This is a genomic window from Bacillus sp. I-2 (genome assembly GCF_001974945.1).
Taxonomy (GTDB): Bacteria; Bacillota; Bacilli; order Bacillales; family Bacillaceae; genus Bacillus; species Bacillus safensis.
The window spans coordinates 87,372-100,092 of record NZ_LZRW01000001.1 but is presented as its reverse complement, the minus strand read 5'-3'; the positions used below and the strand labels follow the sequence as shown (position 1 = coordinate 100,092).

Annotated in this window: 9 protein-coding genes and 1 pseudogene; 6 read left to right on the top strand and 4 right to left on the bottom strand. The window is 40.9% G+C overall.

Annotation, left to right across the window (positions count from 1 at the left end; all coding sequences use genetic code 11):
* Positions 1-65: 65 nt before the first annotated feature.
* Complete coding sequence (map, locus tag BAE31_RS00515) at positions 66-815, bottom strand: type I methionyl aminopeptidase (RefSeq protein WP_024424611.1); 750 nt, start codon at positions 813-815, stop codon at positions 66-68.
* A 188-nt stretch (positions 816-1,003) separates the two neighbouring features.
* Here map and nagE point away from each other — a divergent pair, with 188 nt between their 5' ends.
* A complete protein-coding gene (gene nagE, locus BAE31_RS00510) occupies positions 1,004-2,371 on the top strand; it encodes an N-acetylglucosamine-specific PTS transporter subunit IIBC (RefSeq protein ID WP_076839118.1) in 1,368 nt (455 codons plus the stop codon).
* A gap of 18 nt (positions 2,372-2,389) precedes the next feature.
* On the opposite strand, the gene BAE31_RS00505 is transcribed toward nagE, so the two are convergent.
* Positions 2,390-3,148, bottom strand: a complete 759-nt coding sequence (locus BAE31_RS00505) for a DUF817 domain-containing protein (RefSeq protein ID WP_041106285.1) — start codon at positions 3,146-3,148, stop codon at positions 2,390-2,392.
* A gap of 195 nt (positions 3,149-3,343) precedes the next feature.
* Here BAE31_RS00505 and BAE31_RS00500 point away from each other — a divergent pair, with 195 nt between their 5' ends.
* Positions 3,344-3,847 (top strand): DoxX family protein, encoded by a 504-nt coding sequence (locus BAE31_RS00500; protein WP_034283676.1) that lies wholly within the window; start codon positions 3,344-3,346, stop codon positions 3,845-3,847.
* Positions 3,848-3,891: 44 nt separating this feature from the next.
* Here the strand turns inward: BAE31_RS00500 and BAE31_RS00495 are convergent, their stop codons facing one another.
* Positions 3,892-4,470 (bottom strand): YjgB family protein, encoded by a 579-nt coding sequence (locus tag BAE31_RS00495; protein ID WP_056767677.1) that lies wholly within the window; start codon positions 4,468-4,470, stop codon positions 3,892-3,894.
* 98 nt (positions 4,471-4,568) lie between these two features.
* Complete coding sequence (gene ltaS / locus BAE31_RS00490) at positions 4,569-6,551, bottom strand: lipoteichoic acid synthase (RefSeq protein ID WP_056767679.1); 1,983 nt, start codon at positions 6,549-6,551, stop codon at positions 4,569-4,571.
* 579 nt (positions 6,552-7,130) lie between these two features.
* Here ltaS and BAE31_RS00485 point away from each other — a divergent pair.
* From BAE31_RS00485 to treP, 4 genes and pseudogenes are all read left to right on the top strand, one after another.
* The gene (locus BAE31_RS00485; protein ID WP_076839116.1) at positions 7,131-8,789 is read left to right on the top strand and encodes a pyridoxal phosphate-dependent decarboxylase family protein; all 1,659 of its coding nucleotides are present in this window, start codon (positions 7,131-7,133) and stop codon (positions 8,787-8,789) included.
* Positions 8,790-8,820: 31 nt separating this feature from the next.
* A complete protein-coding gene (locus tag BAE31_RS00480) occupies positions 8,821-10,545 on the top strand; it encodes a methyl-accepting chemotaxis protein (RefSeq protein ID WP_076839114.1) in 1,725 nt (574 codons plus the stop codon).
* A gap of 178 nt (positions 10,546-10,723) precedes the next feature.
* A pseudogene (locus tag BAE31_RS00475) lies at positions 10,724-11,109 on the top strand (DnaJ family domain-containing protein).
* Positions 11,110-11,278: 169 nt separating this feature from the next.
* Positions 11,279-12,715 carry a PTS system trehalose-specific EIIBC component gene (gene treP, locus BAE31_RS00470; protein ID WP_024425856.1) on the top strand — a complete coding sequence of 479 codons (1,437 nt, stop codon included), beginning with the start codon at positions 11,279-11,281 and terminating at the stop codon, positions 12,713-12,715.
* The last annotated feature ends 6 nt before the right edge of the window (positions 12,716-12,721 follow it).

The window sequence follows — 12,721 nt, the reverse complement described above, 5'->3', positions numbered from 1 at the left end:
AGTCGTGACAGATTCGTGAAACGGGCATGAAAAAATCCCCTCCAGTGAAGGAGGGGACCCGCTGCTTACAGCTTTGTTAAAATAATCGGTTCGTCTTTAGTGATCACAATCGTATGTTCAATCTGTGCGACTAGACTTTTATCTGGTGTTTTAAATGTCCAGCCATCATCAGCCTGATAAATCGATTCAGCATTTGTTGAAATGAAAGGTTCAAAGGCAATGACTGTGCCATTTTTAAACAAAGCATTATCGAATGGATCATAGTAGTTCAAGATATGGTTAGGTGCTTCATGCAGATTCTTCCCAATGCCGTGTCCTGTCAGGTTTTTAATGACGGTAAATCCTTGTTCTTTCGCTGTATTGTAGACCGCACGGCCAATTTGGTTTTGTCTTTTACCGGCTTTTGCATGCTTTAATCCTTCAAGGAACGCATCTTCCGCACACTTACATAATGCTTCAAGACGAGCATCACCTGTACCTAAAACAAATGAAATGCCTGTATCGGAATAATAGCCGTCCAGTTCTGCTGAGATATCAATGTTCACAAGGTCGCCCTCTTGTAAAATGGTTTTTTCACTAGGGATACCGTGTGCAACTTCATCATTCACGCTGATACAAGTGGTACCAGGGAAGTCATATTCCTTTTCAGGTGCTGAATTGGCCCCATGTTCTTCTAATATTTTTTTCCCAATCAAATCTAATTCTTTTGTAGACATGCCTGGTTTCGCTTGGCTTTTCATTTCTTCTCTTGCCAAAGCGACAATTCGGCCGACTTTTTTTAAGGCTTCTAACTCATGATCATGTTTGACAATCACTGTTCATTCCCGCTTTCTATATCTTCATTCTATTCAATAGCTTACCACAATTTACGCAAAAAGAGTAAAGAGCGGAATTCAAATGAATGTGGACAAATTGGTATAGATAACTAGACGTGCATATGATATATTTTTTATGAACATCATGAATGATTTGGTCATGATGATGACAAAGGGGGGGAAATCAGATGGTGTTTCAGTTTTTTCAAAAGCTAGGAAAATCATTTATGCTTCCAATCGCTGTACTTCCAGCAGCAGGGATTATTTTGGCCATTGGGCGGGAGGATGTATTCAATATCCCGTTTATTCATGCGGCAGGGAATGCAATTTTTGCGAACTTGGCTTTAATTTTTGCAATGGGTGTAGCGATTGGTATTTCAAAGGATGGGAACGGGGCAGCGGCATTATCAGGAGCGATCTCTTATTTTATTTTGTCAGCCGGTACAACGTCGATTAACTCAACCAACAATATGGGGGTATTGGGCGGTATTTTATGCGGGCTTTTGGCAGGTTATGTTTACAATAAATTTAAGGATACGAAACTGCCGGAATACTTAGGTTTCTTTAGCGGAAGGCGGCTTGTGCCTATAATGACCGCACTTTTCACCATTCTATTAGCAGCCGTTTTCGGTTATGTATGGCCGCCGATTCAAAGTGTAATCAATGATTTAGGAGAATGGATTTTAAGTCTAGGTGCAACAGGTGCAGGGCTGTTTGGTTTCTTTAACCGATTGCTCATTCCATTAGGACTTCACCATGTCTTGAATAACTTATTTTGGTTTCAATTCGGTGAATTCAGCGGGGCAACAGGGGATTTAGCGCGATTCTTTAAAGGAGATCCAAGCGCGGGTGTCTTTATGACCGGATTCTTCCCAGTGATGATGTTTGGTCTGCCAGCGGCATGTCTAGCCATGGTTGTAACTGCAAAACCTGAGAAACGAAAAGCAACAGCTGGTCTGATGATTGGGATGGCACTTACATCATTTATAACAGGGATCACTGAACCAATTGAATTTTCTTTTATGTTTTTATCACCCCTTTTATATGGTGTCCATGCTATTTTGACGGGGCTTTCGCTTTTTATTGTGAACACTCTTGGGATTCATAGCGGATTTGCCTTTTCAGCAGGTGCGATTGATTACGTCTTAAGCTTCGGTATTGCGCAAAAACCGATCTTGCTTCTTGTAGTAGGAATCATTTATGGCGTCGTGTACTTTGTCGTTTTCTATTTCCTCATTAAACTATTAAAGCTGAAAACACCAGGCAGGGAAGATGATGACATGGAAGATATCACAGCGGATGATGCGGTGACGGCAGGAGGAGCGAGTGTGCTCGTAGAGGGGCTTGGCGGCAAAGACAATATCACCACGATTGATCATTGTGCCACACGTCTTCGCTTAACAGTAGAGGATACTAATTTATTAAATGAAGCTACATTGAAAAAAGCAGGTGCCAAAGGGGTGCTGACTTCTGGAAAAACATCCGTACAAATTATTATTGGAACGAATGTAGAATTTGTCGCAGATGATCTCCGTAAGGAAGTCGATCGAGATTAAAAAAAGCGTTCAGCCAGGTCAAATGGGCTGAACGTTTTTTTGTTTACGCTGTTCGATCACTAGCACAATACTGATCACAACGAGTAAGAACCATGAGCTAATTTTCCCTAGATGAACAATGGACCAAGCATGCTGCTGATTTGGATATTGCCATGCGCCTAAAAAGGTGGTGACATTTTCGGCAATCCAAATAAAAAAGCCAATCAGGAGAAATGAAACAACAAGCGGCATTCGAAAGGAAGATGGACCAACCTGAAACGAAACCGACGTTTTCCGAAACACAACAACAAGCAGACATGTCAGCCACCACCTGACATCATAGAGCCAGTGATGCGTAAAGAAATTGAGATAAATGCACAAACTGATGCCAATTGAAAGAAATGGATGAGGCCAGTCGGCCACTTTTACATGAAGTCGTGAAAATGCCTGATAAATATAACTAGCCACACTTGCATACATAAAGCCGCTATAAAGTGGAACCCCAAATATTTTTGTATAAGCTTCTTCTGGATAGGACCAAGAGCCCATATGTACTTTATACACTTCTAAACAGATTCCTATGAGATGAAATAGACAAATGACCTTTAGCTCCGCCCAAGTCTCCAACCGCAGCGTCAGCATCAGGATCTGAGCTGCGATGCAAAGCAGTAGAATGAAATCATACCGGTGAAGAAAAGGAATAGACACCGTCTTTGATAGGGCAAGCGCCGCAAAGATCATGACGGGGAATAGACATGAGATGGCCTGTAAATAAGCAAAATGAAATAGTGTTTTCATACAAAATTAAACCCCTTTTTACTGTCTGAAATGACTTAGACGGTTTTAGCAAGGGAAAAGTTTACCTCAACTAGATATTCATGAACAATTTGTGAATATATATGTGAAAAAGATCACAAATTAGATATAGCATAGTATAATAAGATCATAAAGAAAATGTGAAATATTTCACATAATTTAAAAGGAGGCATCATCATGTTTACAAAATTCTTACAAACGAATGTATGGGCAGCCGTTATCCTTTTGGCAGCAAGACTTTATATCGGATGGACTTGGCTGACATCTGGTATTGGAAAACTAACAGGTGGATTTGATGCATCAGGCTATTTGCAATTTGCGATATCTGAACCTGTCGTCAAAGATGGTCATCTTGTGTATCCGTTCTATGTATGGTTTTTAGAAAATGTCGCTTTGCCAAATGCCGGACTATTCAGTGCCATGGTCATGTGGGGAGAAATCTTAGTAGGCCTAGGATTAATTGTTGGATTATTCACAACAACGGCAGCCTTTTTTGGAAGCGTGATGAATGTCTCTTTCTTACTAGCTGGAACCGTCTCTGTGAACCCGCTGCTTCTGCTCATAGCCATCATTATCATGGCAGCGAAAGGGAATGCAGGCAAATTTGGACTTGATTATGTCGCAGGTCCAGTCCTCAAAAGAACAATGAAAAGAAAGCCGCAGTTAGAAGTGGCATCATAATAAAAGAAAAGCATCCTGAGTAAACGCTCAGGATGCTTTTTTATTTAAGAATTGGCTTTTATCAAGTTGATATGCAGCACGGTGAGTTCATGCTGGCTCATATCTGGATCATGGCCTACGATAAATTCGAGTTCATAATCACCGGTTTGATACACATATTTTTTCTCTTTTGTCTGCGGAATGGTGCTCACTGAATCCGCTGGTCCTAGCTGTTTCTTTAGTAACGAAGGGGTCATACCGCCGATATTTGTTTCTTTTTCTACATTTGTACCGAAATAACGGATTTCATCAATTTTGCCTTTTGCATCATAGTGAAAAGCAAATCCGGGATTTCCCATTTCCGCATGATACAAATCAAAGCTGCTTTGACCTGTTTCTGGATATGGATAACCGAGCTTATGATGAACGTCTTTTTTTGTTTGAACGCCTATTTTCAGGCCCTTCGCATAGTAGGGCATTTGTCCTTTATGTGCCAGCTTATAAATACTGTTAAGCGCGGCTTTTGGACCTTGAGGAACGGATTGCTCTGCGGCCATGGCGTGTGCTGAGACAGCAGGGCTGAAACCGAATAGGGCAGACGAAGCAAGTGAGGCAGTCACGACAAAAGCTGCTGTTTTCTTCATGATAAATCCCTCCTTCTTCTCCTATACCCGGTGCCATCATGATCAAACGTGAAAAGAACCAGCTGATCAAGGATCGGCTGGTTCTTAGCATGAGAACGTTATTTTGAAGAAGAGCTGGATTCATCTTTGGCGGAAGAGGAATCCTTTTCATCCTGTACTTTCTTTGTATAGTCATAGTCGTTGCGGTCAATCGGTGTAAAGCCTTTAGGCTTGTAGAAACGGAGTAAATCTTCGGTGACAATCTTATCAGATGTCTCCAGCATCTTTTTCACCGTTTCATTTTCTTGTGATGCCTTGTCAGTTGGCTCGATTTTCTCGCCTGTTTTGTTGCTGTAATAGTTATTGCCTACTTTCGTGTAGTCTTTAGACACGAAGTCACCGTTTCTAAATGGCACAAGCTCTTTAAAGTTCTTCGATAAGATATCAGAACCAGACATTAAATAGTTCTTCGTATCATCGCCAAGCAGGTGCAGAAGGGTTGGTGCGACATCGACTTCACCAGAGTATTTATGAATCTGTCCGCCTTTTACGCCAGGAACATGGATAAAGAGCGGCACACGCATGAGCTGCGCATTTTCATAATCTCCGATTTTTTGCCCTGTCACTTTTTCCATCGCTTCATTATGATTTTCAGAAATACCGTAATGATCTCCGTACATAATGACGACTGTGTTGTCATAGAGACCTGACTTTTTCAAATCGTTGAAGAACTGTTCAATCGCTTCATCTAAATAATGAGCCGATTGGAAGTAGTTATCTACGACAGAGTCACCGAAATCACCAGGTTCGAAATCAGTATCACCTTCATCCATTCCAAATGGGAAATGGTTCGATAATGTAATGAATTTCGAATAAAACGGCTGCTTCATGTTTTTAAGGATTGGCATTGACTCTTTGAAGAACGGTTTGTCTTTCAGTCCATAGTTCTTCGTATCCTGCTCGTTCATATCGTAGTACTCAGAATCGTAAAATCTGTCATATCCAAAGGATTTAAACATTTCATTACGGTTCCAGAAGGTTTTCGTATTGCCATGGAATTCTGCTGACGTATATTGATCCTTCTTCAAAATACCAGGAAGTGCTTGATATGTGTTTTGCGCTTTGTTAATAAAAACAGAGCCCTGTGATAATGGGAATAACCCAGTATCCATCATAAATTCAGCATCAGACGTTTTTCCCTGTCCTGTTTGATGGAAGAAATTATCAAAGTAAAACGTTTTGTTGTCGTGTGCCAATGAATTAAGGAATGGCGTTACTTCTTTTCCATTCACCTTATAATCAATGACAAAGTTTTGCAGAGATTCAAGAGAAATTGTAATGACGTTCATGCCTTTCGCTTTCCCGTAATAAGCAGGGTTAGGATCAGCGCTGTTCGCTTTTAAATAGTTCTCTACATCTGTCACGTCATTTGAATTTGCCAGAGCACGCTGGCTGTTTGATTTCACATTTTGAATGGCATCAAACACAGTAAAGTTATAAGCACCTAAATATTTAACTAAATAATTGCGGTCGAACGATCTTGATAAAAGCTCTGGACGATCGATCTCTGCAGCCACTAAGTTTAAAACAAAGATCACAACAGAGGACACAAGGACGAGTCTAAACGATTTTGACTTTTGAACAGGTACAGTGGCTGTACTTGTTTGCTGCTGCCTTTTCATGCGGACTGCAAGTACAATCAAAATGATTGTATCAATAAAGTAAAACACATCAGTCCAACGCATGAGTGAAAATGCACTATCACCTAATTGTCCGCCATTCGTTCCTGCCTGCATCACTGTAGGCAGCGTGATAAAGTCATTGAAGAATCGATAGTACACGATGTTTGCGTATAGTAAAAAAGACATGAAAAAGTGAATCACAATGATAGCGGCAGGCTGCCATTTTTTCTTGAACAATAAAGCAAAGCCAAGAAAGAACAAGCTGGAGCTAATAGGATTCACGAAAAGCAAAATATGCTGAAGCACATTTGATATACCAAGTTTAAATTCGATTAAATACGCTGAATACGTTTTGAGCCATAGTAAGATGGCTGCAATCAGAAAGAAGCCGAGACCTCTTTTTTGAATAAATGTTTTCATATAAACACTCCTTTTCTCCGTTAAACGGAAGAGGCGGAACGAAAGAAAACGAACCATTAGAATATACCACGAAATGCACAAATAGAAAAGTCATAACCGGTGAAGAGCCTTTGCAAGCCTGTCCGAGCAATAAAAGGAGAGAAAATGAAAATATTCGCCCGTCGAAAAACTTTTTATGAAAAACGACCTATTATTGACAGAAAATTCAGCAATTTTCCAGTTGCTATATCAATAAAACAGGCAAAAAGACACAAGTCTAAAGAATTAATTTGATTTCTACAATGGTCATTTAGAGAGTGTTTCCATTGTTTATTAATGTTTATGCAGATTAAACAAAAAAAATGAGCCATGGAATGGAATAAGACGATGGATAAAAATTCCTCCTATAAGATATATCAATATATTTTTGTGTTTCGTGAACATAATGGTTTTCATGTGTTTTTTAAGGGTTTCATTTATTTTAATAAGTGAACAAATTATCTAAATATACTTAAGTGAACATATCGAGACTATAAACTTCTGAATTGGGGTCGATATAGACAGTGACAGGAAATCTTCCATTGAAAGGATTGATAGTATATGACTGTACGAGCAGAGAACCTCGTTCAGAACTGGTTTCCGAGTGAGGACGGAAATGCAGGAGAGCGTAAAGAATTCATCAAATTGATGGAGCAGATCATTTCAGGGGTCGATGACCTGAAAGATCCCAACCGTGCACACCTTAAAGGTGAAAAGAATCGTGGGGAGGACTTTTACAAAAAGCTCACTGAAACAAGTCAAATTCCGATGAACGGCCAGCAAGCGGAACTTGTGAATGAAGAATTACTGAAGCTTTTACATAACCATCCATACCACACCAAGTATTTCTTCACGAACATTTTGCCAATGGCAAGTACACCAGGAATTTTAGGCATGCTGACAGCTATGCTGGTAAATGGAAATAACCTTTGGGATGTTTATGGACCAGCAGGTGCGGAAGCTGAGGTCAGAGTGGTCTCAATGATGTCTAAGCTCATCGGATATGATCCAAATATGAGCGGGGGTTATACAACATGGGGAGGTCAAGGGGCTATTTTCTCAGGGCTTCGTTTAGCTGTTTCAAAAGCTGCGCCGGAGTCACTGCGAAAAGGAGTTCCACAAAATCTTTATGCGTTTTGTTCTGATGCTGCACATTACAGCTTATTTAAGTCAATGGAAGCAACAGGACTTGGCACAGACAACTTGATCAGAATTAAGACGAATAAAGATCATTCAATGGATATGGAAGATTTGCGTTGTCAAATGGAACGTGTTGCACAGGGTGGCGGGATTCCCGTTTATATTGTCGCAACAACCGGAACAACAGATGCCATTGCAATTGATGATGTAAAAGGGGTACGTGAAACAGCAGAAGCAATTGCTGAAAAGTATGATCTGAAGGTGCCGCATATTCATGCAGATTCAGCGCTCGGCGGATTCTTTGCTTTCTTTAATGAGTATGATGTAGCTGAAAACCCGCTGCAATTCTCAGATGGTGTTCTTCGTATGCTAAAAGAAATCAAGGCGAAATTCCAGCATCTGTCTCTTGCAGACTCGATGTGCTTTGATTTTCAAAAGCTTGGCCAAACACCTTACACATCCAGTTTATTCTTAGTGAAAAACGCTGCTGACTTAAAGCGTTTGGACTTGGAAGAACAGGAGACACCATATGTTGGCCATAGAGGCTACGGGGAATACCATACGGGTTATACACTTGAATGCTCAAGAATGGGAAGCTCGATCAGTATGCTGAGTGTGCTCTTAACATTTGGGATTGAAGGCTATCAGCGTTTGCTCGGTCAATTTTTAGAAGTGAACCTTGCCTTTAGAGAAGCACTTAGTAGGGAAATTCCGCAAGCAGAAGTCGTGAATGATGACAACGTCGGAATGGCTACATTATTTAGAATTTACCTAGACGGCTCACCGCGTTTTCAAGAAGAGATTTCTGGCGAAGCGACTTCAATGGAAATTGAGCGAAACAATGAATTGAACAAAATGCTGTTTGAAAAACTTGGAGAGAAAAGAGACGAGATGTTCTTTGGCGATACAACGAAGTTTTTACTTGTCAACTCAAAAGAAGGCCAAGAATTCTATCTAAGTGTTAGTAAGTTTTTTGTCATCTCACCTTATACGTTACCAGAGCATATCCCTCATATCGTATCTTATTTAAAAGATGTGATTGCATCTGTTTGTGGACAATTTGAAAATGTACATGCTTAAATCAAATCTGAGAGTGGAGATGTAGGAAAAAATGGCGAAACAAAGGAAATTTGGAGGATACACGATATCCTCTAAAATCATGTCAGTCGTTACCGTAACATTACTCGCAACCGTTGCATTATTCGTTCTAACCTTTTATCTAGTCAGCCAAGATTTATCATCCCAGTTATTAAAGCAATTTGATTATCGATTAACAACAGATATTGATACCGCCAAAAAAGAAATCGATAACATCGATGGAAACGTGCTCAGCATTAGCGGGAAGGATGATCCCATTTATGCCGAGATCAAAACGAAATTCACAGAGCTTCAAAAAGATCATACGCTTGAGAACTTATACGTGTTATCTAATAAAGGCGGTAAAGAAAGAATTATCGTATTAACTGGAGAAGACAATGATTTTGACCAGGATTATGCATTCTCAGATGAGATGAAACAAGCTCTTTCTGAAGATAAAATGGTCAAAAGTGATATTTACAAAGATTCATTTGGTACACATAAATCAGTCTTTTTGCCAATCAAGGATTCAGGCGGTGAGCTGACAGGGATTTTAGGCATTGATTTAGATGCGTCTGTCGTGCCTCAAACAACGCAGAAGCTGACGATCTATATCACAGTGGCATCTGCCATTGTGCTCATCGGTGGATTACTCTTCTCATACTTTATGGGAAGAAGAATCGCGAAACCAGCACGTACATTGATGGAATCAGCGAACCGAATTGCTGACGGTGATTTAACTGGTATGGTAGAGGTTGAAAGTAAAGATGAGATCGGCCAGCTTGCCGCATCCTTCCAAAAGATGCAGGGACGGATTAAAGAGCTCATTTCGAAAATCTCAAACTCATCTAGTGAAGTGTCGAAAATGTCTTCACAGCTTCGTACGGTGACGACCGAATCAAGTCAAAGTGCGCAGCAAGTATCAGAAGCCATGACGAATATGAGTGAAGGAATCAATGATTCTGTCGCAAATATCACGGATTGTACGACATCCGTTGCTGAGATCGATACGCAAATCGAAGGCGTCACAAAAGAAGTTGATGAAATGAAATCTGTTTCATCTAACGTACAAGAGCAGTCAGAATCTGGTCAAAAATTAGTGAACCATGTGCTTGATCATCTGAATATGCTACATGACAAGATGACCAACTCAAAGCAGGCAGCAGAAGAATTACAATCTCATTCAACGGAGATTGAAAGTGTCATCTCAATTATTACGGACATTTCAGCCCAAACAAATCTGCTTGCACTGAATGCTTCAATTGAAGCGGCACGTGTTGGAGAAGAAGGAAAAGGGTTTGCTGTTGTGGCAGATGAGGTGCGCAAGTTAGCTGAACAATCAGCGGATGCGGCTAAAACCGTTTCAGACCTTGTCATCGGCACACAGGAAAACAGTCAGCGCGTTCTTGAAAGTGTAGAGGAAAGCAGTAAAGCAGTGGAAGAAGGACGTGAGCAAATGGAAGGCACGTCACAAAATTTCGCTTTGATTTACGACGGTGTATCTCAATTTTCAAGAAGAACGAACAATTTGCTTGCTTCTATTAAGCAAGTTGAGCAAGCATATCAAACGATTTCTACATCGATTGAGCAAATTTCTGTTGTATCGGAAGAACATGCAGCCAGCTCTCAAGAAGTGGCGGCAGCAACAGAACAGCAAAGTGCTGGTATGCAGCAAATTTCAAGTGCGATTGAACAGCTCTCTGACATGTCGGATGACTTAGCACAAATGGTCTCTACCTTCAAAGTCGACAATAAATAACGAGAAAGGGCTAAAATATTTTAGCCCTTTTTCTCTTTTCAGCGAAGAAGGGACGAGCACCTGAGCGCAGGACTCACACCGAATGCGAGGGGTGTCTAGATGCTGAAGCTGGCTCTTGTGAGAGAGCCAGCTTTTTTGCTATGCTTAATCAAATACTTGCGGCGAAAGGAGAAAAGCTATGGATTTTGCGCAGAGATTATCAGAAGAACGGATCAAAAAAGCGATGGATAACGGGGCTTTTGAAGGATTATCTGGCTTTGGGAAACCTCTGCCAAAAGATGATGCTGCTCATGTACCAGAAGAACTTAGAATGGGCTACCGCATCATGAAAAATGCCGGATTTGCTGGGGAAGAAACAGCGCTGAAAAAAGAATCATGACTGTCAAAGAGCTGCTTCACTCCAGTATAGACGGAGAGGAGAGAAAAAAGCTGTCTCTCATATGTGAAGAAAAACAAAAACGTCTGGATGAACTTACATCTAAGCGCCAAACTTTTGCCCGTCCAGCTTCCTCCTTTTATAAAAATAAGGTCTACGAGAAATTAACGGAGCATAAAAAAAGATGATGACACGCTGCCTCTCCCTGAGCACATTGAGGGAGCTTTTTTTTATGTAAGCGCTGCATTTTGTTGTTGACTACATGTATATACAAATATAAAATAAGAATCAAACATGTATATACAAGTTTTTTGGTTCTTTTTTCTTATATAAAAAAACGATCTCGGAGGGGATAGCATGGCTGATTATCAGGCAGCAGCAGATCAGATTGTGAAAGCCATCGGCGGCAAAGAAAATATTGATCAAGCGACACATTGTGTAACAAGACTGCGCTTTGTGCTGAAAGATGAAGGCAAGGTAGATGAGAAAGCACTTGAACAAATTGATGAAGTGAAGGGATCTTTCTCAGCGAACGGTCAATACCAAGTTGTTATCGGCCAAGGGGCCGTCAATCGAGTATATGCCGAAATGGTCAAAAGGACGGGGATTGGGGAAGCCACAAAAGAGGACGTCAAGCGTGCCTCTGATCAAAAATTAAATCCATTGCAGCGTGCTGTGAAAACGCTTGCGGATATCTTTATACCGATTCTTCCTGCCATCGTCACAGCCGGTTTATTAATGGGGATTAATAATATTTTAACAGCTCCTGATATTTTCTTCGATCAAAAATCGATTGTGGATGTGTATCCGGCATGGGCTGACTTAGCGAATATGATCAACTTAATTGCAGGCACTGCCTTTACATTTCTGCCAGCATTAATTGGCTGGTCAGCTGTGAAGCGGTTTGGGGGGAATCCGCTTTTAGGGATGGTCCTTGGTCTGATGCTCGTACACCCGGACTTGTTAAACGCATGGGGCTATGGTGCGGCTGAAAAGACCGGTGACATTCCTGTTTGGAACTTATTTGGACTTGAAGTGCAGAAAGTAGGCTATCAAGGACAGGTTCTTCCGATACTCGTTGCCTCTTATTTACTTGCAAAGCTCGAATTATTTATCACAAAACGGACACCTGAAAGTATTCAGCTGTTAGTTGTTGCACCGATTACGTTATTAGTCATTGGATTTTTATCATTTATCGTCATTGGACCTGTTACCTTTGCAATCGGTAATGTTTTAACATCTGGACTTGTAGCCGTATTCCAGCAATTCGCAGCACTTGGCGGTCTATTATACGGCGGTCTGTATGCAGCATTAGTCATTACAGGAATGCACCATACGTTCCTCGCTGTTGATATTCAATTGATTAACTCAAAGCTGCATGGCACGTTCCTATGGCCAATGCTTGCACTGTCCAATATCGCACAGGGATCAGCTGCACTGGCAATGATGTTTGTCTTAAAAGATGAAAAGCAAAAAGGACTTTCGCTGACATCAAGTATTTCTGCTTATTTAGGAATTACCGAACCGGCCATGTTTGGGGTCAACCTGCGTTATCGATTCCCATTTATTTTTGCACTGATCAGCTCAGGATTAGCCGGTATGTTTATCGCCTCTCAAGGGGTGCTGGCAAGCTCAGTTGGTGTTGGAGGCATTCCAGGAATTTTCTCCATTATCCCGAAATATTGGGGGGCATTTGCAATTGGAATGGTGATTGTACTCATCCTCCCATTCATCGGTACTCTTTTATATGCAAAACTAAAAAAGAAGAAGGATTTTTCAGAAGAACTTAACTAGTGGTGG

Bases quoted from the DNA above. Each gene is read 5' to 3' on its own strand.
- nagE (WP_076839118.1), top strand. From the start codon at position 1,004: ATGGTGTTTCAGTTTTTTCAAAAGCTAGGAAAATCATTTATGCTTCCA.
- BAE31_RS00505 (WP_041106285.1), bottom strand. From the start codon at position 3,148: ATGAAAACACTATTTCATTTTGCTTATTTACAGGCCATCTCATGTCTA.
- BAE31_RS00500 (WP_034283676.1), top strand. From the start codon at position 3,344: ATGTTTACAAAATTCTTACAAACGAATGTATGGGCAGCCGTTATCCTT.
- BAE31_RS00495 (WP_056767677.1), bottom strand. From the start codon at position 4,470: ATGAAGAAAACAGCAGCTTTTGTCGTGACTGCCTCACTTGCTTCGTCT.
- ltaS (WP_056767679.1), bottom strand. From the start codon at position 6,551: ATGAAAACATTTATTCAAAAAAGAGGTCTCGGCTTCTTTCTGATTGCA.
- BAE31_RS00485 (WP_076839116.1), top strand. From the start codon at position 7,131: ATGACTGTACGAGCAGAGAACCTCGTTCAGAACTGGTTTCCGAGTGAG.
- BAE31_RS00480 (WP_076839114.1), top strand. From the start codon at position 8,821: ATGGCGAAACAAAGGAAATTTGGAGGATACACGATATCCTCTAAAATC.
- treP (WP_024425856.1), top strand. From the start codon at position 11,279: ATGGCTGATTATCAGGCAGCAGCAGATCAGATTGTGAAAGCCATCGGC.